The 26,858-nt window shown below is 61.6% G+C and carries 24 protein-coding genes; 21 read left to right on the top strand and 3 right to left on the bottom strand.

Annotated features, from left to right (window positions below; genetic code table 11):
• Nucleotides 1-28 precede the first annotated feature (28 nt).
• From lepA to era, 11 genes are all read left to right on the top strand, one after another.
• On the top strand, nucleotides 29-1,876 hold the full coding sequence (lepA, locus tag ACTNFK_RS07905) for a translation elongation factor 4 (protein ID WP_435936705.1): 1,848 nt from the start codon (nucleotides 29-31) through the stop codon (nucleotides 1,874-1,876).
• Nucleotides 1,873-2,565, top strand: a complete 693-nt coding sequence (locus tag ACTNFK_RS07900) for a DUF1990 domain-containing protein (protein WP_435936704.1) — start codon at nucleotides 1,873-1,875, stop codon at nucleotides 2,563-2,565. Before lepA ends, ACTNFK_RS07900 begins: the two co-directional genes overlap by 4 nt.
• Nucleotides 2,566-2,568: 3 nt before the next feature.
• Nucleotides 2,569-3,792 (top strand): radical SAM family heme chaperone HemW, encoded by a 1,224-nt coding sequence (hemW, locus tag ACTNFK_RS07895; protein ID WP_435936703.1) that lies wholly within the window; start codon nucleotides 2,569-2,571, stop codon nucleotides 3,790-3,792.
• Nucleotides 3,793-3,834: 42 nt separating this feature from the next.
• Entirely contained in the window at nucleotides 3,835-4,869 is a 1,035-nt protein-coding gene (gene hrcA / locus ACTNFK_RS07890) for a heat-inducible transcriptional repressor HrcA (protein WP_435936702.1), read from the top strand.
• A gap of 88 nt (nucleotides 4,870-4,957) precedes the next feature.
• A complete protein-coding gene (gene dnaJ / locus ACTNFK_RS07885; protein WP_435936701.1) occupies nucleotides 4,958-6,055 on the top strand; it encodes a molecular chaperone DnaJ in 1,098 nt (365 codons plus the stop codon).
• A 6-nt stretch (nucleotides 6,056-6,061) separates the two neighbouring features.
• The gene (locus ACTNFK_RS07880; RefSeq protein ID WP_435936700.1) at nucleotides 6,062-6,832 is read left to right on the top strand and encodes a 16S rRNA (uracil(1498)-N(3))-methyltransferase; all 771 of its coding nucleotides are present in this window, start codon (nucleotides 6,062-6,064) and stop codon (nucleotides 6,830-6,832) included.
• 23 nt (nucleotides 6,833-6,855) lie between these two features.
• The gene (locus ACTNFK_RS07875; protein ID WP_435936699.1) at nucleotides 6,856-7,206 is read left to right on the top strand and encodes an HIT domain-containing protein; all 351 of its coding nucleotides are present in this window, start codon (nucleotides 6,856-6,858) and stop codon (nucleotides 7,204-7,206) included.
• Between the two features lie 16 nt (nucleotides 7,207-7,222).
• Nucleotides 7,223-8,242 (top strand): PhoH family protein, encoded by a 1,020-nt coding sequence (locus tag ACTNFK_RS07870; protein WP_435936698.1) that lies wholly within the window; start codon nucleotides 7,223-7,225, stop codon nucleotides 8,240-8,242.
• Complete coding sequence (gene ybeY / locus ACTNFK_RS07865; protein ID WP_433646579.1) at nucleotides 8,239-8,697, top strand: rRNA maturation RNase YbeY; 459 nt, start codon at nucleotides 8,239-8,241, stop codon at nucleotides 8,695-8,697. The genes ACTNFK_RS07870 and ybeY overlap by 4 nt, the downstream gene beginning before the upstream one ends.
• On the top strand, nucleotides 8,697-10,019 hold the full coding sequence (locus tag ACTNFK_RS07860) for a hemolysin family protein (protein ID WP_435936697.1): 1,323 nt from the start codon (nucleotides 8,697-8,699) through the stop codon (nucleotides 10,017-10,019). The genes ybeY and ACTNFK_RS07860 overlap by 1 nt, the downstream gene beginning before the upstream one ends.
• Before the next feature lie 7 nt (nucleotides 10,020-10,026).
• Nucleotides 10,027-10,917, top strand: coding sequence for a GTPase Era (gene era, locus ACTNFK_RS07855; protein ID WP_435936696.1), 891 nt, complete (start codon nucleotides 10,027-10,029; stop codon nucleotides 10,915-10,917).
• Nucleotides 10,918-10,952: 35 nt separating this feature from the next.
• Here the strand turns inward: era and ACTNFK_RS07850 are convergent, their stop codons facing one another.
• Nucleotides 10,953-12,749, bottom strand: coding sequence for a DUF2207 domain-containing protein (locus ACTNFK_RS07850; RefSeq protein ID WP_435936695.1), 1,797 nt, complete (start codon nucleotides 12,747-12,749; stop codon nucleotides 10,953-10,955).
• Between the two features lie 152 nt (nucleotides 12,750-12,901).
• Between ACTNFK_RS07850 and leuA the strand changes: the two genes are divergently transcribed.
• The 7 genes from leuA (at nucleotide 12,902) to ACTNFK_RS07815 (ending at nucleotide 22,211) form a co-directional block, all read left to right on the top strand.
• Nucleotides 12,902-14,680 (top strand): 2-isopropylmalate synthase, encoded by a 1,779-nt coding sequence (gene leuA, locus ACTNFK_RS07845; RefSeq protein ID WP_435936694.1) that lies wholly within the window; start codon nucleotides 12,902-12,904, stop codon nucleotides 14,678-14,680.
• A gap of 115 nt (nucleotides 14,681-14,795) precedes the next feature.
• Nucleotides 14,796-15,455 (top strand): Holliday junction branch migration protein RuvA, encoded by a 660-nt coding sequence (gene ruvA / locus ACTNFK_RS07840; RefSeq protein ID WP_435936693.1) that lies wholly within the window; start codon nucleotides 14,796-14,798, stop codon nucleotides 15,453-15,455.
• Nucleotides 15,452-16,450 (top strand): Holliday junction branch migration DNA helicase RuvB, encoded by a 999-nt coding sequence (gene ruvB, locus ACTNFK_RS07835; protein ID WP_433646573.1) that lies wholly within the window; start codon nucleotides 15,452-15,454, stop codon nucleotides 16,448-16,450. The genes ruvA and ruvB overlap by 4 nt, the downstream gene beginning before the upstream one ends.
• Before the next feature lie 63 nt (nucleotides 16,451-16,513).
• Nucleotides 16,514-16,921, top strand: a complete 408-nt coding sequence (yajC, locus tag ACTNFK_RS07830; RefSeq protein ID WP_433646572.1) for a preprotein translocase subunit YajC — start codon at nucleotides 16,514-16,516, stop codon at nucleotides 16,919-16,921.
• 97 nt (nucleotides 16,922-17,018) lie between these two features.
• Nucleotides 17,019-18,827, top strand: coding sequence for a protein translocase subunit SecD (gene secD, locus ACTNFK_RS07825; RefSeq protein ID WP_445117148.1), 1,809 nt, complete (start codon nucleotides 17,019-17,021; stop codon nucleotides 18,825-18,827).
• Between the two features lies 1 nt (nucleotide 18,828).
• On the top strand, nucleotides 18,829-19,890 hold the full coding sequence (gene secF, locus ACTNFK_RS07820) for a protein translocase subunit SecF (RefSeq protein ID WP_435936691.1): 1,062 nt from the start codon (nucleotides 18,829-18,831) through the stop codon (nucleotides 19,888-19,890).
• A gap of 71 nt (nucleotides 19,891-19,961) precedes the next feature.
• The gene (locus tag ACTNFK_RS07815; RefSeq protein ID WP_435936690.1) at nucleotides 19,962-22,211 is read left to right on the top strand and encodes a RelA/SpoT family protein; all 2,250 of its coding nucleotides are present in this window, start codon (nucleotides 19,962-19,964) and stop codon (nucleotides 22,209-22,211) included.
• Here the strand turns inward: ACTNFK_RS07815 and ACTNFK_RS07810 are convergent.
• Nucleotides 22,190-22,834, bottom strand: a complete 645-nt coding sequence (locus ACTNFK_RS07810; protein WP_435936689.1) for a hypothetical protein — start codon at nucleotides 22,832-22,834, stop codon at nucleotides 22,190-22,192. The two genes, ACTNFK_RS07815 and ACTNFK_RS07810, sit on opposite strands and share 22 nt — an antisense overlap.
• Before the next feature lie 62 nt (nucleotides 22,835-22,896).
• A complete protein-coding gene (locus ACTNFK_RS07805) occupies nucleotides 22,897-24,123 on the bottom strand; it encodes a DUF349 domain-containing protein (RefSeq protein ID WP_435936688.1) in 1,227 nt (408 codons plus the stop codon).
• A 114-nt stretch (nucleotides 24,124-24,237) separates the two neighbouring features.
• Here ACTNFK_RS07805 and ACTNFK_RS07800 point away from each other — a divergent pair, with 114 nt between their 5' ends.
• The 3 genes from ACTNFK_RS07800 (at nucleotide 24,238) to ACTNFK_RS07790 (ending at nucleotide 26,840) form a co-directional block, all read left to right on the top strand.
• A complete protein-coding gene (locus tag ACTNFK_RS07800; RefSeq protein WP_433646566.1) occupies nucleotides 24,238-25,653 on the top strand; it encodes a replication-associated recombination protein A in 1,416 nt (471 codons plus the stop codon).
• 217 nt (nucleotides 25,654-25,870) lie between these two features.
• A complete protein-coding gene (gene rpsD, locus ACTNFK_RS07795) occupies nucleotides 25,871-26,500 on the top strand; it encodes a 30S ribosomal protein S4 (protein ID WP_433646565.1) in 630 nt (209 codons plus the stop codon).
• Nucleotides 26,501-26,615: 115 nt separating this feature from the next.
• A complete protein-coding gene (locus ACTNFK_RS07790; RefSeq protein WP_433646564.1) occupies nucleotides 26,616-26,840 on the top strand; it encodes a hypothetical protein in 225 nt (74 codons plus the stop codon).
• Nucleotides 26,841-26,858: the final 18 nt, after the last annotated feature.

Here is a 26,858-nt window from a genome sequence, read left to right as displayed (position 1 = left end):
CTTGTATGCCATGCGAGAATAGAAGGCAATGTCTCCACGCAGCGTGAACCCACCAGTGCCGTCCGCAACGGACCCGGCACAGATTCGTAACTTTTGCATCATCGCTCACATTGATCACGGCAAATCAACCCTCGCCGATCGCATGTTGCAGATCACTGGCACCGTGCCCGATCGTGAAATGCGGGCACAATATCTTGATCGCATGGACATTGAGCGCGAGCGCGGAATCACCATCAAGTCGCAGGCCGTGCGGATGCCGTGGGAAGTTGATGGCAGGCACTACGCGTTGAACATGATTGACACCCCGGGTCACGTCGATTTCAGCTACGAGGTGTCACGATCACTTGCAGCCTGCGAAGGAGCGATTCTGCTCGTCGATGCGGCACAGGGCATCGAGGCGCAGACCCTCGCAAACCTGTACCTCGCGATGGAAAATGACCTCGAGATCATTCCGGTCCTGAACAAGATCGACCTTCCCGCTGCTGATCCTGAGCGCGTCGCGCGCGAAATCGCCGATCTCATCGGCGGCTCACCAGAAGACATCCTGAAGGTCTCGGGGAAGACGGGCATGGGCGTTGAGGAGCTGCTCGACAGTGTGGTCGCGCGGATCCCCTCGCCGACTGGAGATGCGGACGCACCCGCACGTGCCATGATCTTTGACTCTGTCTATGACGCCTATCGTGGTGTCGTTACCTACGTGCGCGTGATCGATGGCCGTTTGGCCCCGCGCGAGAAGATCAAGATGATGTCGACCGGGGCCGAACACGAGGCGCTTGAGGTTGGCGTCTCTGCGCCCGAGCCGACCCCAACGAAGGGTCTATCCGTAGGTGAGGTTGGATACCTGATTACCGGCGTGAAAGACGTGCGGCAGTCAAAGGTGGGCGACACGGTCACCGGGAAGATGCGGCCCGCAACCGAGGCGCTCCCTGGGTACACTGACCCGAAACCCATGGTTTTCTCCGGACTCTACCCACTCGACGGCAGCGACTACCCCGTGCTGCGCGAGGCCCTCGACAAGCTGAAGCTCTCCGATGCGGCATTGCAGTATGAACCAGAGACATCGGTAGCGCTCGGCTTTGGTTTCCGTTGCGGCTTTCTCGGACTCCTGCACCTCGAGATCATTTCTGAGCGTCTACGCCGGGAGTTTGACCTCGACCTCATCGCGACGGCTCCGAGTGTCATCTACCAGGTCACCCGAGAAGACGGCAAGGTGGTCACGGTCACGAATCCGTCGGAGTATCCAGACGGGAAAATCTCGAGTGTCCGCGAGCCCATGGTTCGCGTGGCGATTCTCGCACCCAAAGACTACGTCGGTACCATCATGGAACTGTGCCAGAGTCGCCGCGGCAACTTGCTGGGCATGGAGTATCTCGGAGAGCGCGTTGAACTGAGGTACGCAATGCCGCTCGCAGAAATCGTGTTTGACTTCTTCGACCATCTCAAGAGCCGCACCCAGGGCTACGCCAGCCTCGACTACGAGCCGATGGGTGAGCAAGAAGCTGACTTGGTGAAGGTTGATATCCTGCTCCAGGGTGAGCAGGTCGACGCGTTTAGCGCGGTCGTACACCGCGATAACGCCTACAGCTACGGCACGATGATGACGGAGCGCTTGCGCAAACTGATTCCGCGCCAGCAATTTGAGGTGCCGATCCAGGCCGCTATCGGTGCGCGGATCATCGCGCGTGAAAGCATTCGGGCCATTCGCAAGGACGTGCTTGCAAAATGCTATGGCGGTGATATCAGCAGAAAGCGTAAGCTGCTCGAAAAGCAGAAGGAAGGCAAGAAGCGCATGAAGATGGTTGGTCGCGTCGAGGTTCCGCAGGAGGCGTTTATCGCCGCCTTGTCGGGCGACGTGGAGGGCAAGGAAAAGAGATGACCCGCCGCTCCACACACGTGGATCACGAGGTTGTTTACGCTGCGGTGGGCGCATCAGCTGATCCGGACCTGCTGCGTTTCCCCCCGGAAGGATCGACCGCCTATGCAGAGGAGTTGCGCCTGGGCAGCGGGTCTGACCGTTTCCTGACGGCATCGAGTCTGCTCATGACCTGGGCAGCTCCGCGCGGGGTGGGTCTCGCGGTGACCGAGGTCGAACTTGGCGATGGCGGTCACTACTCCGGAGTGGTGTTCTCCGAGGAAGGCGTCCCCGAGGTGCCCGCAGCGCCTGAAGTCCAGTTCGGGCCTGAGGGCGAGCCCTACCTGACCGCCGGGACGACCGCACGCCTCGTATGGCCAGACTCGAAGACCACCAGGCTCGTTCGTGTGGTGTACACGGTGGACGAACCTCGCCGCGTTGGGTACGCGTGGGGGAGCGCAGATGCCGACGGTGTTGTGGGCGAAGAGGCCTTCATTGTCGAGCATCGCGAAGACGACTCGGTGTGGGCCACTGTGCGCGGGTTCTTGTGGGCTCCTTCTGCAGGCTTACTGGGCCTCAAGGGTCGCGCCGCGGTTCGGTATGTCATCAAGCTGTCGAAGGAGCAGCTTGCCGCGCTGGCTCCGGGAGCTGCTGCGAACACCGAGGAGAACCCCGCGCAGACTTCGGACGACCCCGAAACCGGCGGCAACTAGCGCGTGCCAGGCGCACTTCCCGACGGGGATCCCGCACCGGCCGACGGGTCCCTGCCGGAGAGTGCTCGGCAGGGTGCTGAGGTTCGTGATTTCGGGGTGTACGTTCACGTTCCCTATTGCCGAGTTCGTTGTGGCTACTGCGACTTCAACACCTACACCGCCAGCGAACTCGGGGGAACCAAGCGAGCGGACTATGCCGGGCAGGTCTCTCACGAACTCCGATTCGGATCTCAGGTCTTGCGTCGCTCTGCTGTGCCTGTGCGCCCGGCGTCGACAGTATTTTTCGGGGGAGGAACGCCTACGCTGCTCCCCGCCAGCGACCTTGCCTCGATGCTGCAGACAATTCGTGAAGAGTGGACGCTTGCGCCAGATGCCGAGATTACTACGGAAGCAAATCCAGACTCCGTCGATGCACGTTATCTCGAGGACCTTGCGAAGGCAGGCTTCACTCGAGTGAGTATTGGGATGCAGTCCGCGGTTCCTCATGTGCTTGCGACGCTTGATAGAACCCACGACCCGGAGCGCGTTCCAGATGTGGTGCGGTGGGCACGCGAGGCTGGCCTGCAGGTCAGTCTCGACCTCATCTATGGAACCCCGGGTGAAACTCTCGCCGACTGGGGGCGTTCGCTTGATGCTGCAATTGCATGCGAGCCGGATCACCTCTCCGCCTACGCACTCATCGTCGAATCGGGCACGAAATTGGCTGCACGAATTCGGCGGGCAGAGATCGCCGCACCTGACGACGACGCCCATGCGGAAATGTACGAGCTCGCTGACACCAGGCTCACCGCAGCGGGCCTGTCTTGGTACGAGATCAGCAACTGGGCGCGCGCCACGGAAACTCGGTCGCGGCACAACCTGGCCTATTGGCAGGGTGCCGACTGGTGGGGGGCGGGGCCGGGTGCGCACAGCCACGTGGGCGGAACCCGGTGGTGGAACGTTAAGCATCCGAGTGCCTACGCTGACCGAATCGCTGCCGGAGTCTCTCCCGCCCATGCCCGTGAGGTACTCGGGGCGGATGCGCGCCGGAGCGAGCGGGTGCTGCTCGAAACCAGAATCGCGACCGGTCTGCCCATCGAGGTGCTGCTCTCCGAGGAGCGGCAGGAGGTTTCTGGCCTGATCGCGGATGGGCTGATCGATGGACGCGCAGCTCTCAAGGGGAGAGTGATCCCAACCCTTCGTGGGCGTCTGCTTGCAGACACGGTGGTGCACAGGCTGCTCAGGTAGACTTGGCACTCGGTATTATCGAGTGCTAGGCGGGAGGGTGGCATGGTTTCAGATAGAAGTCTCGCGGTGCTCCACGCAATCGTCGGTGACTATGTCGCGTCAAACGAGCCGGTGGGTTCTAAGACCATTGTCGAGAGACATCAGTTTGGGGTGTCCGCCGCAACAATTCGAAACGACATGGCGTTGCTGGAAGATGAGGAACTCATCGCCGCGCCACACACCTCCTCGGGTCGTATTCCGACCGACAAGGGGTATCGGCTCTACGTTGACACGCTGGCTAAGATTCGGCCATTGACGACCGCGCAGAAGACCGCCATAGAGCGCTTTCTCGGCGAGTCGAATGACTTGGACGACGCGCTCGCTCGCACCGTTCGACTCCTTGCGCAGCTGACGAACCAGGTAGCTGTAGTGCAGTACCCGTCTCTTCGGCGCACGCAGGTGCGTCACATCGACCTCGTAGCGGTGGGGGAGAGCCGGGTGCTCAGCGTAATTATTTTGGGCACCGGAGTGGTTGAGCAGCAGGTCGCGAGCCTCCCCGCGGCCCAAGTCACGGAAACCTGGGTGCACGGGCTGCGTGACCGTCTCGCCGGAGCGATTGTGGGTACGGACCTTGAGTCCGCGGTATTGGGTGCACAGTCACTCCTCGATACCCTCGACGAGTGGTCGCAACCGGGCGAATCGGAGCTCGTGCGCAAGGTACTGGAAGTGGTGCTGAGTCAGCTCCAAGCAAATCGAAGCGAGCGGATCACGATCGCCGGGGCAGCGAATCTCTCGCGTCCAGGTGAATTCACTGGGAACCTCTCATCGGTGCTCGAAGCGATTGAGGAGCAAGTCACCCTCTTGCGACTTTTCGGTGAGATGGCTCAGGATGGACGAGAGGTTGCCGCCTCTATCGGGCGCGAGAATGAACCATACGGCCTCGAGGGTGCCTCGGTGATCACCTCCAGTTACGAGATCGACGGAGACAGCAGATCGAATCTGGGGGTAGTGGGATCGATGCGAATGGATTACGCATCGAACATCTCCACCGTTCGCGCGGTTGCCCGTTATCTCAGCAAAATCCTCGACGAGACTTAAGTTTGCGGTCGGGGACGAGCGCCCCGATCAACTCGATACATCACGACACCATGAATTTGTTGGACACCAGAACGAGAGGCTGCACACAGTGGCGGACCACTATGAGACGCTCGGGGTTTCCCGAGAAGCTTCCATTGATGAGATCAAGAAGGCGTATCGCCAGCTCGCACGAGAGTTGCATCCCGATGTCAACCCGAGCGAAGACGCCTCAGAGCGTTTCAAGTCCGTCACCCACGCCTACGATGTGCTGAGCGACCCGAACGAACGCCAGCGCTACGACATGGGAGGCGACCAGGGCGGGGCGGGTGGCTTCGGCGACATCTTTGAGACCTTCTTCGGCGGCGGATTCGGCGGGGGGCAGCGGGGCCCGCGGGCCCGCGCCGAGCGAGGCGACGATGCGATGATCCGCGTCGATGTGGAACTTTCCGAAGTGATCTTCGGTGTGCAGCGCGAGATCGCAGTCAATACCGCGGTGCTCTGTGGCACGTGCTCGGGCAGCTGCTGCCAGCCGGGTACGTCGCCCGCCACCTGCGATGTATGTGGCGGCGTCGGGCAGGTACAGCGACAGGTTCGCTCGCTTTTCGGGAATGTCGTGACCATGCACCCTTGTGGGAGCTGCTCGGGCTACGGCACAGTGATCCCGCACCCCTGTGTCGAGTGCGGGGGCAAGGGGCGGGTGCGTGAGCGTCGCACGATGAACATCGATATTCCCTCGGGTATCGACACCGGCACCAGGCTGCAGATGCGCGGGGGCGGCGAAGTTGGCCCGGCGGGCGGCCCGAACGGAGACCTCTTTATCGAGTTCCGGGTGATGCATCACGATGTGTTCAGTCGAGATGGCAACGACCTCCTGGCGACAGCTCAGGTCAGTATGACCGACGCGATTCTTGGGGCCGAGAACACGGTTGCCGCACTCGACGGTGACGTTCAGCTTGAGGTGCCCGCGGGGGTGCAATCGGGCGATGTCATCACGATTCGCGGTCGTGGCATTCAGGCTCTGCGCTCTACGACGCGCGGTGATCTGAAGGTCGCGGTTCAGGTGGTGACCCCGACGAAGCTCGCGGGCCGCGAAAAAGACCTGGTGCGCCAACTGGCCGCGCTGCGGAAGGAAGAGCCTCCGACCCTCGGCGAGTTTCAGCAGGGCCTGTTTGGCAAAATTCGGGATCGCTTCTTCCGGCAGGGCTAGTCGCTGATGGCACACCTGTACTATCGCGAGGATCTCGCCGCGGAGGACTTCACCGTCGGCGCAGTGATTGAGGTGCGTGGCGACGAGGCGCGGCATGCGGTTCGCGTGAGTCGAATGCGGGCGGGCGAGCGCACGATCCTGGGCGACGGTTCGGGCACCACCGCCCAGGGCACAGTCACGGTTGTTGATCGCGACCGCTTCGCGGTGCGGCTTGAGAGCGTGCATCGCGCCGAGCCCGTCCAAAACCGGCTGGTGCTCGTGCAGGCGCTGGCTAAGGGCGACCGCGACGAGCGAGCGGTTGAGCAGGCGACCGAGTTCGGTGTCGATCGGATCGTGCCGTGGCAGTCCGAGCGTTCGGTGTCTCGCTGGGACGGGGAGAAGGGTGGGCGAGGGGTTGCCAAGTGGCAGCGTGTCGCGCGCGAGGCCGCGAAGCAGTCACTGCGCGCGCGAGTCCCGCTCGTCGATCCTCCTGCGTCGCTTGACGGACTCTGCCAGCTCGCCCAGGTCGAAAGCACCCACGTACTCGTGCTGCACCCTCGCGGGAGCAAGCGCCTCAGCGACTGGTGTAACGGACTCAGTCTCAGCCCGGGCAGCGATGCAATTGGCAACGAGATTGTCGTGGTGGTCGGACCAGAGGGCGGGCTGAGTGACCGAGAAATAGACGCGCTTGAAGCGGCGGGAGCGCACGTGCTGCAGCTCGGCGACGCGGTACTGCGCACCTCGTCAGCCGGCCCGGCTGGGCTCGCGCTGCTCAACGCGGCTCTCGGCCGCTGGTGAGTGAACCCAGCTAGGCTAGGGGAATGGCAGAATCAACCATTTTTGGCAAGATCATCTCGGGTGAGATAGCCGTCGATCGGCTCGCCGAGACCGATCGGGTCATCGCTTTTCCAGACATCGCGCCACAGGCACCTGTGCACATCTTGGTGATACCCAAGAGCACCGAGTACGCAAACGTGGTGGAACTCGCGGCGGGCGACCCCAGTCTGTTGGCCGAGATCGTCGAGGTGGCGCAGCAGCTCGCTCGCACACACGCGGATGGCGACTTCAGACTGGTATTCAATACCGGCGCGAACGCCGGGCAAACCGTCTTCCATGTGCACGCCCACGTGCTCGCGGGTGGCCTGAAGGAGAGCGCAATCGTTGGTTCCTGAACCTGACGCACGAGACATGGCTGTCGGCCAAGAACCTTCGGGTGCGGGCGATGCCCGTGATCCACTGCTACAACGCACCGTGTTGCTCACGGGAGTGGACGTCGCCTCGTTTCTCGGTCACCGCGATCAACTCATCGCCGACCTCGAACGGCAGCACCCGCAGGTTGAGTTTCACGCGCGCGATCACGTCATGACGCTGAGCGGTCCCGCATCCGAGGTGAAGGCCGCCGAACAGGTGGTCGCAGAGGTACTGGAGGTTGCCCGGCGCTCCGGGGCGGTCTCGCGGCACGACGTCCGTGAAGTCACGCGCATGGTGCAGCGCGGCGACGGTCCGACTGCATCTCAGGTGTTGAGCGAGCCGATTCTTTCGGTTCGCGGGCACTCCGTTCGACCTCAGACGCAGGGGCAACGCGAATACGTCACCGCCATAGACCAGCACACGGTCGTCTTTGGTATTGGCCCCGCTGGCACCGGAAAAACCTACCTCGCGATGGCGAAGGCGGTTCAAGCGCTGCAGCGCCGTGAGGTCGCGAAGATTATCTTGACCCGGCCCGCGGTCGAGGCGGGCGAGCGGCTCGGGTACCTGCCGGGCACCCTCGAAGACAAGATCGATCCGTATCTGCGGCCGCTGTTTGATGCCATCGGCAGCATGATGGAGCCCGAGGCTGTCCCGAAGCTCATGGCGAGTGGCACGATCGAGGTGGCACCACTTGCCTACATGCGCGGGCGCACGCTGAACGAGTCATTCGTGATTCTCGACGAGGCTCAGAACACGACACCTGAGCAGATGAAGATGTTTCTCACCAGGCTCGGCTACGGCTCAAAGATGGTGGTCACCGGTGACATCACTCAGGTGGATCTGCCCATCGCCTCGAGTGGCTTGCGTGTCGTGAGTCGCATTCTGCGGGGGGTCGAAGACGTTCACTTTTCTGAGCTCACATCAGACGACATCGTGAGGCACAGTCTGGTCGGGAGAATCGTTGACGCGTACACCGCGTATGAAGAAACACGCAGGGTCCAGGGAGGAACACCGTGAGCGTCGAAATCAACAACGAGTCTGGCATTGCTGTCGAGGAGTCGATACTCCAGCGTCTCGCGTCCTTCGTGCTGGAATCGTTGCACGTACACACGCAGACCGAGGTGGGCATCATGCTCGTCGATGAGGCCGCGATCGAGCAGTTGCACGTGCAGTGGATGGATGAGCCGGGACCCACCGATGTGCTGAGCTTTCCGATGGACGAGCTGCGGCCGGGTCGCGCTGATGCGCCCACCCCGGCAGGGTTGCTCGGAGATATTGTGATGTGCCCTCAGGTAGCACTGGCACAGGCTGACGCGGCGGGCCACGATCTCGCACAGGAATTGCAGGTGCTCCTCACCCACGGCATGTTGCATCTGCTGGGATTCGACCACCATACGCCCGACGAGGAAGCCGAGATGTTCGGCCTACAGCGGGATCTCCTCCTGAGCTTCGCGGTACGAGAGCGTCCCTAATGAGTGGGTTTCTCGTGGTGGCCCTCCTCATGGTGGCTGCGGCGCTCTTGGTGATCGGCGGCCTACTAGCCGCAAGCGATGCCGCGCTCGGCGTGCGTTCACGTGCGGAGCTCCTTTCGCTGGCAGATGACTCCTCTCCGCGCGTCGGTGCCGCGATCGGAGCGATCGCCGACGACGAGGCCGCGCATGTGAATGCAATCAGCTTCGCGCGAGTGGCGGCAGAGACCCTCTCCGCGGTGCTCATCACGATGGTGCTGGCGTATTCGGTCGACCAGCTGTGGCTCGCTCTCCTGCTCGCGGCGCTCATCGTGACGGCGATCACCTTTGTGCTCGTGGGCTCAAGCCCGCGCACCGTCGGCACACATCACCCCGAGTCCGTGATCCGCTTCTCTGCCAGGTTTGTGCGCTTCGTGCGACTTTCTCTCGGCCCGATCGCCGGGGCGCTCATGCGGTTTGGTGATCGCGTGACTCCGGGTCGCACCTCGGGCGGGGTGCGTATTCGCGATGAGCAGCAGTTGCTGTCGATGGTGGATCAGGCGACCGAGCAGGATCTCCTCGAGGAGGATGACCGAGACTACATTCACTCACTGATGGAGTTCGGCAACACGCTGGTTCGCGAGTTGATGATTCCGCGCATCGACATGGTCACGATCGACACAGACCAGTCGGTGCGAGAGACCCTCGAGGTAATGCTGGCATCGAGGCATTCCCGCGTGCCTGTGGTGACCGCTGGCGACCTGGACGAGGTGGAAGGCGTGGTCTATTTGCGCGATGCGAGCGGATTTGTGCTGCGCCGCGCGGATGAGGCGGAGCAAGCCACGGTGACGCGAATCATGAAGCCAGCCATTTTTGTTCCCGAGCTCCAACGAGCCGACGAACTGCTGCGCCAGATGCAGCGGGAGTCAAACCACTTGGCGCTCGTCGTCGATGAGTACGGAGGCATTTCTGGCCTCGTCACCCTTGAAGATTTGATCGAGGAGTTACTCGGTGACATCAGCGACGAACATGATCGAGACGCACCCGAAACCATCCTGCAGGAGGATGGTTCGTTTCAGGTGAGCGCCCGCCTGCCGGTCGATCGTCTGGGTGAGATCTTCGGTATCGAGCTCGAAGATGACGAGGTTGATAGTGTGGGTGGGCTCGTGGCCAAGCACTTGGGCAGGCTGGCCGAAACTGGCGATTTCGTGGTGGTCTCGGGCATTGAACTGACCGCCCGAGAGACCGAACGAAGGCGGCAACGACTGGTTACGGTAGGAGCCCGCTGGGTCGGGGCCGACACCGGTGAAATCACCAAGCCCCACGACACCACAGAGAGAAACTGAGGCACCCATGAAGTCCGAACACCGAGCCGGGTTTGTCTCGTTCGTCGGCCGACCGAACGTGGGGAAATCGACGCTCACGAATGCGCTGGTGGGTGAGAAGGTTGCTATCACCAGCCCCAAGCCGCAGACAACGAGAAAAACCATCCGAGGCATCGTGCATCGAGCCGACGGACAACTCATCATCGTGGATACGCCCGGGATCCACCGGCCTCGCACGCTCCTGGGCGAGCGGCTCAATGCCCTCGTGGAGGCGACGCTTGGGGATGTCGATGTGATTGGGCTGTGCGTGCCGGCAAATGAGAAGCTTGGCCCCGGTGACCGATTCATCAACGATCGACTCGATGATTTCCCGCGTGCGAAGAAAGTCGCGATTCTCACCAAGGTTGATCAGGCGACCCAGAGCGAGATCATCGATCAGCTCACTCGAATCGGGACGCTGCGCGAGTGGGATGCGGTCGTGCCGATCTCAGCGGTGACCGCTGAGCAACTTGATGTGCTGGCTGATGTGCTGCTCGGCCTGATGCCAGAATCACCGCCGCTGTACGAGGCCGAAACGACGACCGACGAAAGCGAAGACGACCGGATCGCCGAGTTGATCCGCGAAGCCGCGCTTGACGGGGTGCGTGACGAACTTCCGCACTCTCTTGCCGCGAGCGTCGATGATCGCGAGGTTCGTGAAGACGGGCTGCTCGAGATTTACGCGAGCCTGTACGTTGAGCGCGACAGTCAAAAAGGCATTGTGATTGGCAAGGGCGGATCGCGTTTGCGAGACGTGGGGGAGCGCGCCCGTCACGAGATCGAGGCGCTGCTGGGCCGCCGCATCTACCTGTCGCTGCGGGTAAAGGTCGCCAAGGAATGGCAGCGCGATCCGAAAGCGCTCGGTCGGCTTGGCTTTTAGCTCACACGAGGAGCTGTGCGGTGTGTGGGCGAAAGTCAGCGCCCACCGCTGAATCCGCCGCCGCCACCACCTCCCGAGAATCCGCCTCCGCTTGTTCCACCCGAACTGCTCGAACTGTAGCTCACAGAACTCGTGAAGGAGTCACTGAAGCTTGAGATCGATCGGTCGAGGTGCGACAGGCCGTAGGCACCGAGTGCCGGGTACCAGACGGGGCCAACCACCCCGGTCTCCTGGTAGGCAACCTCGAGTACCTTGCCCCACTCCTTCTCCAGGCCAAAGAGCATCGCGTAGGGCAGGAGTCTTTCGTAGAGCACCACGACGTTGACGGAACCGTCGGGTCGGCGCTCTGCGGTGGTGTGGCCCTGCAAGAGTCGGAGGCGATCAGCCTCCGCGACGCGAATGAACTCGCGCACGCCGGCAAGGTATTCTCGGGCCTCGGCACCGCGCTGGGTGTGCATGGTGTGCCGCATGACTCCGATGACACCGAGCACGATCGCGGCGATACCGACGGGGAGCGCAATGAGGATCGTGAACCAGTTCTCACGTGCAATGCCGATCATGGTGAAGCCAATCGTGCCCGCGCCCAGTGCTATGGCTCCTGCGCCCAGCATGGTCGCGGTGCGAGAGCGGACACGCTCGAGATACCCTCGTTTGGTCGCTTGCTTCGCGCCATCGCTTGCAAGCGCCAGCATTTTCTTACCAAACTGCTCATCCTTCTTGGGAAGCGTGAACGTGGCTCCCGCGCCAGCTGACCCGAACAGGTCAGATATCGTGCGACGATCCAGTCCATCACCCGCCCGAGTCTGGTCCAGGAGTCGGAGCACCGGCTGTGGCTTGCCCCTGCCGAGAAACCCAGTGGACTCGGCGCCGTCTTCAATGCGGATCGCACCGCGCACCGCGAGGTGGACCACCTCGGCGGCGATCGTCGACTTGGTTTCCCCTGCAATGGGTCCGGCGAGAAGCGGGGGAAGGGTTTCCGGTACCTCATACTGAGCCACGATCACTCCGCGGTGTGTGCGGCGCCTTCTGCGCTCAAGCAACACGAGTGCCGCGGCCACGATGCCAAGCACGAGCGCCGCAGCCCCGATCACCACGGGTCCGATGTCGAGAAGCGGATTCGGGAGTCGTACAGGTGGCTGAACCACGCTCCCTCGCTCGAATGCGATCCCAACGGTCACCCCGGATCCACCGGGAAGCGCGAATGGTGCAATCGCCAGCTTCGAACGCCCGGAGTCGACCTGAGCCTCACTCATCTCGCAGGTCTCCGTTGAGTAGGCCGTGCCCGTAAAGCACGCGGTCGCCCCGGTCAGCCGGGGGGCGAGGTCTTTCGCGACATCGAACTCAGCTGAGAAAGCGGCGATGGACTGAGCGCGCTCAATCGGCACGATATCCCAATAGAACTCGTCGCGATCGTCGGTGGTGAGAATCACATCATGCAGCGTGTAGGAAATGACATAGGTGTGTACGCCCCGCACGAAGTTGTCATCGCCGATCAGGATGATCCGGAAGGTGCCATCGTCTTCGGTGTCAAACGGGATGGCTGTTCCCGATTCGTCGGTAACCGAGATCTCGTGAGGTGCGGCATTGGCCTTTTCGTAGGTCAAGGGAAGTGCACGCACGATGCCGCGGTTTTGATCAAAGTCGGGAAAGACCGCCACGAGTTTCTCAGTGACCCGAGCCACTGCCCGGCCCTCCTCGTCAACGTCGAGTTGATAACTCACATGCCAACTGTCGTACACGAAATCGTCGACATCGGCGTGTGCCGGTGACGCGACCAGCACGACTCCGAGCGTCGTGAGAAGCGTCGTGAGAAGGATCCAGAGTCGCACCATTCCTCAAGAGTATGCGAATTCCAGTGATATGCTTGGCGGGTGCTGTTCGGTTTGCTTCTCCTTAGCTGCCGCGACGAGTCCTAGTTTCAGGCCTCCCTCGTCGCGGTGTTCGTGTTGGCTGAACAGAACCAAGAGCGAGAGAAGACAAGACCATGAAGAACATGCAGCAGCCGTCAGCGATGCCTATCCACAAGTATCGTCCTTACCACGAGATCATCGCGGTGGATCTGCCGGATCGAACGTGGCCCTCGAATCGCATCACTGAAGCGCCCCGATGGTGCGCCGTTGATCTGCGTGACGGTAACCAGGCCTTGATCGACCCGATGAGCCCCGAGCGCAAGCGCATCATGTTTGATCTGTTGGTGAAGATGGGGTACAAGGAGATCGAGGTGGGGTTTCCGAGCGCCAGCCAGACTGATTTCGACTTCGTGAGGCATCTCATCGAGGAGAATGCGATTCCCGACGATGTGACGATTCAGGTTCTCACCCAAGCACGCGAGCACCTGATCACGCGCACCTACGAATCGCTGATCGGCGCCAAACGTGCCATCGTGCATCTGTATAACTCGACGAGCATCCTTCAGCGCGAGGTTGTGTTTCGTGAGGACCGCGAGGGGATCAAGCAGCTCGCGCTCGAGGGCGCTCGGTTGTGTCTCGCGAGCGAATCAATCTGCGCCGACACCGAGATCTACTACGAGTATTCGCCAGAGTCTTACACCGGTACCGAACTCGAGTACGCGCTTGAGGTCTGCAACGAAGTGATCGAGGTGTTCCAGCCCACGCCTGAGCGCAAGGTCATCATCAACCTGCCCGCGACCGTCGAGATGGCCACTCCGAATGTGTACGCCGACTCGATCGAGTGGATGAGCAGGCGGTTGGCCCATCGCGACAACGTGATTCTGTCGCTGCACCCACACAACGATCGCGGCACGGCGATCGCCGCGGCCGAGTTGGGATACCTGGCCGGGGCAGATCGAATTGAAGGCTGCCTGTTCGGCAACGGCGAACGCACCGGCAACGTCGATCTCGTAGCGCTGGGTATCAATATGTTCACACAGGGAGTCGACCCGCAGATCGATTTCTCGCGGCTCGACGAAGTGCGGCGCACGGCCGAGTACTGCAATCAGCTTCGCGTGCACGAACGGAGCCCGTGGGCGGGAGATCTCGTGTACACGGCGTTCTCCGGATCGCACCAGGACGCGATCAAGAAGGGCTTCGAGCGCATGGCAGCCGACGCTGAGGCCGCGGGTGTGTCGGTTGACGAGCTCGAGTGGGCGGTACCATACCTGCCAGTGGACCCGAAGGATCTTGGCCGCTCGTATGAGGCCGTCATTCGAGTGAACTCGCAGTCGGGCAAGGGTGGAGTCGCCTATTTGTTGAAGACCGACCACTCACTTGATTTGCCGCGCCGCCTGCAGATTGAGTTCAGTGCGGTCGTTCAGGGCCTCACCGACACTGAGGGCGGCGAGGTCTCGAGTGACGATATCTGGCGTATCTTCCAAGACGAGTACTTGCCGGTGACCGGTGACGATAGTTTTGAGCGCTGGGGGAGGTACGAGTTGTTCCGCACCGCTACAACGAGCTCCGGTGACGGGGTGACGGAACTCACCGCTGACTTCCGGGTGGGTGATGATGTGCAGCAGTTCACGACCCGAGGTAACGGCCCGGTTGATGCCTTCATCAACGGGCTCAACACGGCTGGCCATAGGGTCACACTTTTTGATTACGTGGAGCATGCGATGAGCGGCGGTGGGGATGCTGTAGCCGCAGCCTATGTTGACCTGGATGTCGACGGTCAGCGTTTGTGGGGAGTGGGCATCGATCCCGACACGACCCGCGCCACGCTGAAAGCGATTGTGAGCGCGGTGAATCGATCGATCAAGTCGCAGGGCAACGTTGCGCTGGCAGAGTCGGTCGGCGCAGCCCGCTAGTTCGCGAGGCGATCGAAGCGGGGTGGGAAGCTGATTCCCACCCCGCTTCGTACGTATGTTCGACTTCTCGGCGTGTGCGCGGCCGGGTGCCAACACATCGCCGTAGGGTAGCCCTGTGATTGCATCGATTCGTGGTGAGGTCCTCTCAGCCGGTCCCGGCTGGGTGGTGGTGGGTGTTGGCGGTGTAGGAATGCGCGTTGAGGTTCCGAGCGGGCGCGTGAGTGCGTCACATCCAGGTTCGGAGCTCTCCCTCCATACCTCACTGATTGTGCGAGAGGACTCCCTGACACTGTTTGGGTTCTCGACGACCGACGAGCTCGAGGTGTTTGGCCATCTTCTTGCGGTGTCTGGCGTTGGGCCCCGCAGCGCACTCGGCGTGCTTGCGCAGATGAGCCCGGCAGAGATTGCGGCCGCTGTCCATGTCGAAGACGAGAAGCCGTTTCGGAAAGTATCGGGAATCGGCCCGAAGACGGCGAAACTCATTGCGGTCTCGCTCGCCGGAAAAGTTACTCCTGAGGCATACGGGATCCCGCGCAGCGCGGTGCCCGTGCAGGCCGAACATCACGAAGCTGATCCCGTCGAACTCGCGGTTGCCGACGTCGCTCAGGCGCTCATCGGCCTCGGGTACAGTGAGGCCCAGTCCGAACTTGCCGTGCAAGATGCGGTAGACGCTGGTGCCGCAACAGAAACGTCAGCGCTGCTTCGCGCGGCACTCGCGCTTCTCCAGGCTCCGAGAAGCCCCGGTCGTGGCACATCCGGCAGGATTGTACGATGAGCGTCGAGCTGTCACCTGAGATCGAGCAGAATGAGTTGGGCTTCGAAGGTGCCCTGAGGCCTGAGTCTCTGGAAGAATTTGTCGGCCAGTCAAAGGTGCGACGGCAACTTCGCTTGTTGCTTGATGCCGCCCAGATGCAGCAACGAACTCCCGACCACATCCTCCTCGCGGGTCCACCAGGGCTGGGCAAGACCACGCTCTCGATGATCGTGGCCACCGAGTTGAACAAGCCGCTCCATCAAACCTCAGGCCCCGCGATACAGCACGCTGGTGATCTCGCTGCTGTGTTGTCTGCCCTGACGCCGGGCGAGGTGCTCTTCATCGACGAGATACACCGCATGGCGCGCAGCGCGGAAGAAATGCTGTACCTGGCGATGGAAGATTTCAGGATCGACATCATGGTCGGCAAGGGTGCCGGGGCAACATCGATTCCTCTTGAGCTTGCGCCGTTCACCCTGGTTGGAGCCACGACGCGATCAGGTCTTCTCCCGAATCCGCTGCGCGATCGGTTTGGATTCACGGCACACCTTGAGTTCTATGCCGAAGACGAACTTGCCTCGGTGGTGCATCGCGCGGCGCGACTGCTAGGTTTTGACATCGCAGGTGCCGGGGTCGATGAGATCGCGAGTCGATCTCGTGGCACCCCGAGAATCGCAAATCGCCTCTTGCGACGGGTGCGTGACTACAGCCTGGTGCACGGAACGCCCGGCAATACTGAGGCGGTGCAGGCTGCACTGACCCTGTACGACGTTGATCAGTTTGGGCTTGATCGGCTTGACCGTGAAGTGTTGCGGGCAGTCGTTGAGCGGTTTGGAGGGGGACCGGTGGGGCTCTCAACCCTCGCAGTGTCGGTCGGAGAAGAAGCGGAGACGATCGAGGCCGTGGTTGAACCATTTCTCGTACGCACCGGTCTGCTCACGCGAACTCCGCGCGGGCGCATGGCAACCAGGCGTGGGTGGGAACACACGGGAATTCCGCTACCGGATACCCTATAGTCGTGAGGGTTGCGTAGCCGAACCTGGCTGCGCTTGCTCAGATCGCCCACCGAAAGGATCGCCGTGGTTCTCGACCCGATGTCGCTCATTATGTTTGGGCTCATTGCCGTGCTCATCTTCTTCATGTTCCGCAACGGCAAGAAGCGCCAGCGTGCCATGCAGGAATTGCAGAGCAACCTTCGCCCGGGGGCCGAGGTCATGCTTCAGTCCGGCATCTTCGCCACGATCGAAGATATTGACGACGAGGAGAATCGGGTGACCGTGCGCAGCGGCACCTCGACGCTCGTCGTGCACCGCAACGCGATTGGCCAGGTGGTCACTCCCGTCGACGCTCCTGCGGAGGAAGAGGCCGAGCTCGCGCCCGACGATGATCCTTCCTTTGGCGAGCGACTGGGTGACACCAGTGCAGAAGCGCCGAAAAATGACTTCGGTGCGCAGCCAGACGCTGACGGCGACAAGCCCAAGGGCTAGTATTTAACACAGAGAAGCGGGCGCGTGGCGTCCGCTTCTCTGTGTCAGTCCTCTCTCAGTTACAGAAAGTAGACGATTCGTGGCGCAGTCACCTGCTGTGAGACGAGCCCGGCGCTCGCTTACCGCCCTGTTGGTTATCGTTATTGCGCTCGTGGGTATCATCGCCCTCGGTGTCTGGCGTGGTGAGGCAACCTGGACTCCGAAACTCGCCCTCGACCTGCAGGGGGGAACGCAGATCCTGCTTGCTCCCACGCAGATCGACGGACAGTCGGTTTCAGGTGAGCAGCTCGATCAGGCAGTCGCAATCATCCGTCAGCGTGTCGATGCCTCTGGCGTAGCTGAGGCTGAGATCACGACGCAGGGCAGCCAGAACATTTCCGTATCGATCCCCGGGAAGGCCGACGAGGCGACACTCCAGCGCATCGAGGCATCGGCGAAACTCGATTTCCGCCCGGTGCTCTACCTCGGCCAGGGTACAACCGCGCCAACCGCCGAAGACCAGGCCGCCGCAGACACGGAGATTGCCGGTGATGGCAGCACGGTCACCGACGAATCTGGGGCTGCAGCCGAAGAATCCGCGCCCGGCGATGCTGCAGCAGAAGCGCCCGCAGCGGCTGATGCAGCTGTGGCAAACGTCGACCCGGATCCACTGCCAGACACCGCGTTTGACACGGCTTGGCTTACCGAAGGTCTGCTTGCAGAGTTCAACGATTTCTCTTGCACCTCGGAACAAGCGCTGGGTCTCAGTGAAGCAGCGACAGACCGCCCCCTGATTACTTGTGATCAATACGGTGTCTACAAGTACATACTTGGTCCGGTCGAGATGAGCGGCGAAACCATCTCCGATGCTTCAGCGATGATCGGTACCACCTCCACGGGGGCCACCACCGGCCAGTGGGTAGTCCAGATGACGCTGAACGACACGGGAACCAAAACGTTCGGTGAGATCAGCACCCGCATGTACGGGGCGACCCCGCCACTCAACCAGTTTGCGTTCGTTCTTGATGGGCTGGTCGTGTCGGCACCTGAGATGAACGGACAGATTCTCGACGGTCGCCCCTCGATTAGCGGATCATTCACTCAGGAGAGTGCAGAGGCACTCGCAGATCAGCTGAAGTTTGGGGCGCTGCCCATCGGCTTCACCGTGCAGAGTCAGGAAGACATCTCTGCGACTCTCGGATCGAACCAGCTCCAGGCAGGTCTGTTGGCTGGACTCATCGGTTTGATTCTGGTCGTCATCTACTCCCTGATTCAGTACCGGGTACTCGGATCCCTCACGGTTGCGTCACTCGCAGTCGCGGCGGTGTTGACGTACCTGCTCCTCGCGCTGCTCTCGTGGCGGCAGGGGTATCGACTGTCACTCGCCGGAGTTGCCGGCATCATCGTCGCGGTGGGTATCACCGCTGACTCGTTCATCGTGTACTTCGAGCGAATTCGGGATGCGCTCAGAGACGGCTTCTCGCTTGAAAACGCAGTGGAGAACGGATGGAAGCAGGCGTTCCGCACCATTCTCGCGTCAGACGGAATCAACTTCCTGGCTGCGGCGATTCTCTTCATTCTCGCGGTCGGCAGCGTACGAGGTTTCGCGTTCACCCTCGGACTCATCACCATTGTTGACATTCTCGTCGTCGCCCTGTTCACTCACCCCATGATGACGCTTCTGTCTCGAACGAAGTTCTATCGCGATGGTCATCCAGCATCTGGTCTTGACCCACAACAGCTGGGAGCCGTGTATCGCGGCCGTGCTCAGTTCCGGGCACCGGTCCTCAAGGGCACTGGAGCCGGAAAGAAGAATCAGGCTGCGGTGAAGGAAGCACACCGTCGGCAGACGATTGCCGAGCGGAAGGCTGCTGAGGCTGGTGCCTCACAGCCGATACAGACGGCTTCGACCGGAAAGGACAGCTAGCATGGCTCGTCGTTCATTTGCAGAGTTCGGGAACGCGCTCTACACCGGTGAGAAGTCGATTGACTTCATCGGTCGGCGCAAGCTCTGGTACACAATTGCAGCTGTGATGATCGTCATCGCTATCGTCGGGCCGTTCCTGCGAGGCGGCTTCACGTTTGGCATTGAGTTCACTGGTGGCAGCCAGTTCCAGATTCACACTGAGGGCGGAGAATCACGCGACCAGCAGGTCGCCGCGGATGCAGTTGAAGAGGTGCTTCCCGGTTCCGCGCCGCGAATTTCTCTGGTGGGGCAGACCGATATCAGGGTGCAGACTGAACAGCTTGACGAGGCGGAGTCACGAGAACTGAAGGGTGTCTTGGCCGATGCCTTCGGGGTGGACGAGGCAGAAGTTACCTCCTCATATATCGGAGCGCTGTGGGGACAGGACATCACGCGTCAAGCTCTGATCGCGCTCGTGGTGTTCTTGCTCTTTGCCACACTGGTCATGGCGCTGTACTTTCGTACCTGGAAGATGTCATTCGCTGCTCTGATCGCACTCTTCCACGATCTCATCCTGACGGCGGGTATTTACGGAATTTCCGGATTTGAGATCACGCCCGCAGCGATGATCGGTTTCCTCACGATCCTCGGCTACTCGCTCTACGACACGGTCGTCGTGTTTGACAAGATCCGCGAGAACACGGCCCCGGGCGAATTCACCGAGCGACGGACATTCGCAGAGACGGTGAATCTGGCGGTGAACCAGACGCTCGTGCGCTCAATCAACACCTCCGTTGTGGCGCTCCTTCCGGTAGCCTCGATCCTGTTCATCGGGGCGGTCGTGCTCGGCGCAGGAACACTGCGCGACATCTCGCTGGCCTTGTTCATCGGAATCCTGGTGGGCGCCTATTCAACGATCTTCATCGCCGCGCCGAGCTACGTTCAGCTGCGACAGAACGAAGCTGCGATCAAGAAGCACGATGCACGCGTGGAGAAGCTTCGCGCCGCCAATGGGCAACAAGATGCCGAAGGGGTGTTGGATTCCGACCCGGTCGAGGCCTCGACGAGCAAGGCGCGGGGCTGAGGCCTGCTCGGTTCGTGAAGCAGGCACCAAGTGGTGTAGCGTTCAATCAATCACGACGCAGGAGGTGAGGCATGTCAGGCAACGACCTGTCGCAAGCCGGTGCGTCATCATTGAAGCGGCTTGTCCCCAGGATTTTTTCGCGAGCAAGTTCACCGGGCGCGGTCGACCAACTCGTGCGTACGGTTCGAGCAGGTTGGCCGAAGGCTGACCTCTCGATCATTGAGCGCGCATACATCGTGGCTGAACGCTCCCATCGCGGGCAGAAGCGGCGGAGCGGCGAACCCTATATCACCCATCCGATCGCGGTAGCCCAGATACTTGCCGACCTGGGTGTTTCGCCGGTGGTGATTGCTGCGGCGCTGCTGCACGACACGGTAGAGGATACGGATTATTCACTCGCGCAGCTCACGAAGGAGTTTGGCGAAGAAATCTCGATGCTCGTCGATGGCGTGACAAAGCTCGACAAGGTGAAATACGGTGATTCTGCGCAGGCAGAAACTGTGCGCAAGATGGTCGTGGCGATGTCGAAAGACATTCGAGTGCTCGTGATCAAGCTTGCAGACCGGCTGCATAACGCCCGCACCTGGGGTTTTGTGACCGGCGATTCTGCGAGGCGGAAGGCGCAAGAGACTCTCGAGATATACGCACCACTTGCCCACAGGCTCGGCATTCAATCAATGAAGACTGAACTCGAAGACCTGTCGTTCGCGGTACTGAAGCCGAAACTCTACGCGGAGATCGACAACCTTGTCAGCCAGCGCAATCCCAAACGCGAAGAGTTGGTGGGCGTGGTCACCAACGCAATCGAGCAGGATCTGCGCGAGGCCAAGATACGCGGCGAGGTCACCGGTCGTCCGAAGGAACTCTACTCGATCTATCAAAAGATGATCGTGCGGGGCCGTGATTTTGACGACATCTACGATTTGGTTGGCATCAGGGTCCTGGTGCACTCTATTCGCGATTGCTACGGGGTCCTGGGGGCCGTGCACTCGAGGTGGACGCCGATTCCCGGCCGGTTCAAAGATTACATCGCGACTCCGAAATTCAATCTGTACCAATCGCTGCACACAACGGTGATCGGTCCCGACGGTCGCGCGGTCGAGATCCAGATTCGTACCTTTGAGATGCATCAGCGAGCAGAATATGGCGTGGCCGCGCATTGGAAGTACAAGCAGGGACAGGGGAGCGGCGCCCCACTTTCCAATGACATGGCCTGGCTTGCTCACATCTCCGATTGGCAGGCAGAGACAGAGGATCCGAGCGAATTCCTCGATGCACTCAGGTTTGAGATTGGCGCGAAGGAGGTCTACGTATTCACCCCGAAGGGTCGGGTCATCGGGCTTCCTGCAGGGGGAACGACCGTTGACTTCGCCTACGCAGTGCACACTGAGGTGGGCCATCGCACTATGGGTGCGCGGGTGAACGGTCGTCTGGTGCCGCTGGAAACCGGGTTGCAGAACGGCGACGTAGTCGAGGTGTTCACTTCCAAAGACCCGAACGCAGGCCCAAATCGTGACTGGTTGAACTTTGTGAAGAGCAAGCGTGCTCAAAACAAAATTCGTCAATGGTTCACGAAGGAGCGCCGTGAGGAAGCGGTTGAGCTTGGCAAGAACGAGCTCATGAAGGCCTTGCGAAAGCAGAACCTCCCGCTCCACCAGGTGATGAACTCCGAAGCGATCCAGCAGGTCGCGCTGCAGCTTCGCTACGTCGACGTGGCTGGCCTGTTTGCCGGGGTTGGCGAAGGCCATGTTTCGGCCCAGTCGGTCATCGAAAAGGTCACCGCGCTGGTGGATCGCGATGCCGCCTCCACGGATCCCGGTCTCGCCACGATCCCCGTTTCCGCACCGCTCCGCCCGGGCAAGTCAGTCTCGCACTCGGGTGTGGTCGTCAAGGGCGCGACGGATGTTCTTGTCAAACTTGCGAAGTGCTGCACCCCCGTACCGGGCGACGAGATCCGCGGTTTCATCACCAAGGGACAGGGTGTGTCGGTTCACCGCACTGATTGTCAGAACTTCCTGGCGCTGGAAAGGCAAGGGGACCGACTCGTTGATGTGGAGTGGGCACCCACCTCGCACAGCGTCTTCCTGGTGAATATCCAGGTCGAAGCCCTCGACCGTTCTGGCCTCCTGTCGGACGTGACCCGAGTGCTCTCAGAGCATCACGTCAACATCTTGTCGGCGACCGTGCAGACTTCGAGTTCGCGACTCGCTATCAGTCGTTTTGTGTTCGAAATGGGCAACACGATGCACCTCGAGCATGTGCTCAACGCGGTGCGTCGCATCGAGGGGGTCTACGACGCCTATCGCATGAACTCAGCCTGAGCTCGGGGCGAAACGGCGTCGCTTGGTTCAGTCAAGCGCAGCGTCAGTCTGCTGAGTGCTCGTCTCCGATGTGGTCGTCTGGTTGCCAGGATCTGAGAGTGCACCGCCGCAGCGCCCCCATCAATGAGGGGGAAGAGGAGCCGCAGAGCGACGAGTTCTGAGACGCCGAGTGGGGTGGAGTCGAACAGCAGGTCGGTCGCAGTGCGGAGCGGGCTCGTGACGGTGAACGGTCCGAAATGGCTGAGATCCGCGTCTGTCAGGCTCAGCTCTTGCACCCGCACCTGGGTCGACCGCGACTGCGTGTTCCGGGTTCGTGCGGGCATGCTCACGCGGAGTGGTCTCCCGGGGTCCCTCGCCGCACCCCAGATCCAGGCCGCAGTGAGATATGCCGCAATTCGATCATGCATGAGCCACGGTGCGAGTGCCGCAAGCCTGACACGCGGGCTATCTGGCCACCCCACCCCGCGCAGGCCTGGCCCGCACGGCACAAGAGTTCCACGAAGCAGCTCAGCCGAGCGAAGTGCCTCGGGCCACAGATCGAATCGGGGTGGGTCGGGTAACCCCCGGGCGGGGATCGTACGTTGCGCCGCGGTGTGCTGGACGTTCGTTGGGTGGGCGGTCATTCCTCCAGTGTGCGGCCGGAAGGAACCTCAAGTCGGGTATCCAGTGAATCTGTGGATAAGTTTCAGTCGCCGAGCGCGGAGAGCCACGATCGCTGCGTGGCAAGCGCGGCCTCGGCCTCGGCCTTGACCTTTGGGTCGGTCGCGGCAGCGATCTGGGTTTCCAGGTCAGCGATCGACGTCTCGAGTTGGCCGCGCAGGCCCTCACTACGAGCCTTCGTCTCGGGATTCGACTTCCGCCAGTGCTCGTCCTCAAGCGACTTGACGTGATCTTCGATCTTTCGCATCCCGCCCTCGATCTCACGGAGTGCCTCACGAGGAACGCGACCCACCTCGTCCCAGCGCAACTGCAACGCGGTGAGGCGCTTGCGGGCGGCGACTCGATCGGTCTCGGCGAGCAGTGGCTCGGCTTCGGCGAGAAGCGTCTGCTTCGCTGCCAGGTTCGCCGTGTGCTCCTCGTTAGATTGCGCGACCTCGGCGGCCTTCGCCTCGTAGAGCACATCCCCCGCGGCTTTGAAGCGAGCCCAGAGCTGGTCATCGAGCTTGCGACTCGCGCGGCCCGCTGCCTTCCACTCGTCGAGGAGGTTCCGATAGGCAGGGATCCCGTCGATGCCGCGCGGGGCGAGCGCCTCGGCCGCGGCGATGATCCGCTCCTTGCGCTGCTTGACTTCCTTGTTTGTGGCATCCATCTGAGCGAAATGCGCGCGTCTCGCCGAATCGAAGGTCTGCCTCGCGCTCCGGAAGCGCTTCCATAGTGCATCGGCTTGTGCTTTCGGCACCTGCGGACCGCTCCGCTGCGTCGTCTGCCAGGTGGTGAAGAGATCTTCAAACGCCTGACTGGTTTCTTTCCAGCGGATCTGCGCTTCGGGCTGACTGGCAAGGCCTTCCGCCTCCACCACGATGGCTTCTCGCTGTGCGAGCGCCGCCTGCTTGGCCGCTTCACGCTCAACCTGCTGCTTCTCGCCGAGTTCGTTTGCCTTGCCGCTGAGCTTCTCAACGCGGGCGCGAAGTGCGGCAATGTCACCCACCGCGGCTGGCTCGGTCAGCAGTACCTGCAACTTTGCAACGGTGTCGGCAATCTCGGCCCCGGCTGTTCCACGAGCGATGCGAGCCTCGAGAAGTGTCACCTGACCGGCGAGATCGGAAAACTTTCGCTCGAAGTACGCAATCGCCTCCTCTGCGGTGCCATCAGGGAACTGCCCGACCTCGCGTTCTGAGTCGCCTTCGCGGACGAAAACCGTGCGGTTCTCGTCGACTCGGCCCCAAGGATGTTCGTTCGTCGCTTCACTCACCGTGATTCACCCGTCATCGTAGAGATGTCGACGTCTCGCGCCGACCGTGTCAATGCCACTCCAACTATGCCACAGCGCGCGCACAGTGTCAGGAGCGGTCGCTAGCATCAAGGCATGAATATGCAGCCCATGGCCGGTCACACCGCCCCGCTCGCGGTGCGGATGCGTCCTCGGTCACTCGACGAGGTCGTCGGTCAGCAGCACTTGTTGCAGCCGGGCTCACCGCTTCGTGTGCTCGCGGCTGAGGCGGCAGACGGCGGCGGTGCCGTATCGGTGATCCTCTGGGGCCCGCCGGGCACAGGTAAGACAACACTCGCGCAGGCAGTGGCCCAATCAAGCGGTCGCCGCTTCGTTGAGCTCTCAGCGGTAACCGCTGGCATCAAAGATGTGCGGACTGTGATGGAACGCGCACTCAACGACCGAGACCTCTTCGGCGTCTCGACGGTGCTGTTTCTCGACGAGATCCACCGGTTTTCCAAAGCGCAACAAGACGCGCTGCTTCCTGGCGTTGAAAACGGGTGGATCACGCTGATCGCCGCGACCACAGAAAATCCCTCCTTCTCGGTCATCAGCCCGTTACTCTCACGGTCGCTGCTTCTGACGCTTGAGCCGTTGGCCGATGACGAGCTCTCTACCTTGCTGCGTCGAGCAGTGACCGCGCCCTACGGATTGGGAGGGGTGGTGGAACTCGCCGATGAGGCGAGAGATGCCCTGGTGCACCTGGCATCAGGCGACGCAAGGCGCGCGCTAACCGGGCTCGAGGCCGCTGCGGCCTCTGCGCTGGCCGCAGAAGCGCCAGGTGTTCCTGAGTCCGACCACGCACCCGAATCTGTCGCTGTCGCTGGATCCGCCACTGATCTGGCTGCCGAGACGAGCGCAGTTCCGCGGGTCACTGCAGAGATCGTGGCCGCTTCGATCGATCGCGCGCTGCTCAGGTATGACCGCAACGGCGACGAGCACTATGACGTCATCAGCGCGTTCATCAAGTCGATTCGTGGCTCTGATCCAGATGCGGCGATCCACTACTTGGCCCGTATGATCGAGGCCGGCGAGGATCCGCGCTTCATCGCGCGTCGGCTCATGGTGCACGCGGCGGAGGATATTGGTCTCGCAGACCCGCAGGCGCTTCCGATCGCGGTCGCGGCGGCCCAAGCGACGCAGCTCATTGGTCTTCCCGAAGCTCGAATTCCGCTTGCCGAGGCCACGATCTATCTCGCCACCGCTCCGAAATCGAACGCGGTGATTTCCGCGATCGATGCCGCGATCGCCGATGTGCGCGCGGGCAAGATCGGCCGAGTTCCGAAGCCCCTGCGCGATGGTCACTACCCGGGCGCCAAACGGCTGGGGCATGGCAAGGGGTATGTCTATCCGCACGGCGATCCGCTCGGTGTGGTCACCCAACAGCACCTTCCCGATGAACTGGTGAACCGGGTGTATTACGCGCCATCCGATCACGGAAATGAGCGTGTTGTGCGTGAGCGACTCGAGAAAATCCGACGAATCACGCGAGGGCGCGAGAACCTGATATGATTATCGCTGGCCAACGTCGTGTGCGGTCTCAGTCCGTGAGCGCACACACCGACGGCAGTCGCTCGGATTCCGGGTTTCTGCAACTGGTCGTTCCCTCACCGTAACGGTGTGCTGTGTCGCGTGCATCACTTGTTGATGCGGATCCAGCCTGGCCGAGGGGGCATTCCGTGGTGCGAGTCCTGCGCCGCGGGGAACACAGAAACCTGAAAGGAAACACGTGTCGACTACGTCGCGTACCCGTTCCAAGACCCGCCTGTCGCGGGCACTGGGAATTCCGCTTACCCCGAAGGCTGCTCGCTATCTTGAGAAGCGTCCCTATGGCCCCGGTCAGCACGGCCGCACCAAGCGTAAGAGCGACAGCGACTACGCGGTACGCCTGCGCGAGAAGCAGCGTCTTCGCGCTCAGTACGGCATCCGCGAGAAGCAACTGTTCATTGCTTTCCAGGAAGCTCGTCGTCAGGACGGCCTGACCGGTGAGAACCTGGTTGAGCTTCTCGAAATGCGTCTCGATGCCCTGGTGGTTCGCGCCGGTTTCGCTCGCACTACTGCGCAGGCTCGTCAGATGGTCGTGCACCGTCACATCATGGTCAACGGTCAGATTGTGGATCGCCCGTCCTTCCGCGTCAAGCCGGGTCAGCTCATTCACGTGAAGACCCGCTCGGAGGGCATTGAGCCGTTCCAGGTTGCCGCCGCTGGCGGACACGCAGAGGTTCTTCCCCCGGTTCCGGGCTACCTTGAGGTCGAGCTCGACAAGCTGCAGGCGCGGTTGGTTCGTCGCCCGAAGCGTGCTGAGGTTCCCGTGACCTGTGAAGTACAGCTCGTGGTCGAGTACTACGCAGCTCGCTAAGTTCTGCGAAAACAACTGAGGGGGTGCCAACTTGGCACCCCCTCAGTTGTTTTCTGAGCCCGCGAGAGAGCCTGCCCGGTAGACTGACCGGGTCAGAGAGAAACTGGAGAACAACATGCGCAGACTGTCTTGGCTGATCGTCGGAATTGCGCTCGGCTTTGTCGGTGCGCACTTCGTCAATCAGACCCCCGAGGGTCGACGATTCTTCGACCGCGTCGGGCGCGGGGCGAAGGAGTTCAGTGACGCGGTGGCCGCCGGTTATCACGAGGTCGAGGAAGAGTTCTCAGAGGTTCTCGACGACGTTGAGCGGCGCCTGGCGAAGCTCGAAGCGAAGCCATAGCCACCGACCGACACACAC

The organism is Leucobacter fengyongliangi (assembly GCF_052386045.1).
This window is presented reverse-complemented; position numbering and strand designations above follow the sequence as displayed.

Excerpts from the sequence above, each read along its gene's own strand:
- lepA (WP_435936705.1), top strand. The coding sequence starts at position 29 with ATGTCTCCACGCAGCGTGAACCCACCAGTGCCGTCCGCAACGGACCCG.
- ACTNFK_RS07900 (WP_435936704.1), top strand. The coding sequence starts at position 1,873 with ATGACCCGCCGCTCCACACACGTGGATCACGAGGTTGTTTACGCTGCG.
- hrcA (WP_435936702.1), top strand. The coding sequence starts at position 3,835 with ATGGTTTCAGATAGAAGTCTCGCGGTGCTCCACGCAATCGTCGGTGAC.
- ACTNFK_RS07880 (WP_435936700.1), top strand. The coding sequence starts at position 6,062 with ATGGCACACCTGTACTATCGCGAGGATCTCGCCGCGGAGGACTTCACC.
- ACTNFK_RS07875 (WP_435936699.1), top strand. The coding sequence starts at position 6,856 with ATGGCAGAATCAACCATTTTTGGCAAGATCATCTCGGGTGAGATAGCC.
- ACTNFK_RS07870 (WP_435936698.1), top strand. The coding sequence starts at position 7,223 with ATGGCTGTCGGCCAAGAACCTTCGGGTGCGGGCGATGCCCGTGATCCA.
- ACTNFK_RS07860 (WP_435936697.1), top strand. The coding sequence starts at position 8,697 with ATGAGTGGGTTTCTCGTGGTGGCCCTCCTCATGGTGGCTGCGGCGCTC.
- era (WP_435936696.1), top strand. The coding sequence starts at position 10,027 with ATGAAGTCCGAACACCGAGCCGGGTTTGTCTCGTTCGTCGGCCGACCG.
- ACTNFK_RS07850 (WP_435936695.1), bottom strand. The coding sequence starts at position 12,749 with ATGGTGCGACTCTGGATCCTTCTCACGACGCTTCTCACGACGCTCGGA.
- leuA (WP_435936694.1), top strand. The coding sequence starts at position 12,902 with ATGAAGAACATGCAGCAGCCGTCAGCGATGCCTATCCACAAGTATCGT.
- ruvB (WP_433646573.1), top strand. The coding sequence starts at position 15,452 with ATGAGCGTCGAGCTGTCACCTGAGATCGAGCAGAATGAGTTGGGCTTC.
- secF (WP_435936691.1), top strand. The coding sequence starts at position 18,829 with ATGGCTCGTCGTTCATTTGCAGAGTTCGGGAACGCGCTCTACACCGGT.
- ACTNFK_RS07815 (WP_435936690.1), top strand. The coding sequence starts at position 19,962 with ATGTCAGGCAACGACCTGTCGCAAGCCGGTGCGTCATCATTGAAGCGG.
- ACTNFK_RS07810 (WP_435936689.1), bottom strand. The coding sequence starts at position 22,834 with ATGACCGCCCACCCAACGAACGTCCAGCACACCGCGGCGCAACGTACG.
- ACTNFK_RS07800 (WP_433646566.1), top strand. The coding sequence starts at position 24,238 with ATGAATATGCAGCCCATGGCCGGTCACACCGCCCCGCTCGCGGTGCGG.
- ACTNFK_RS07790 (WP_433646564.1), top strand. The coding sequence starts at position 26,616 with ATGCGCAGACTGTCTTGGCTGATCGTCGGAATTGCGCTCGGCTTTGTC.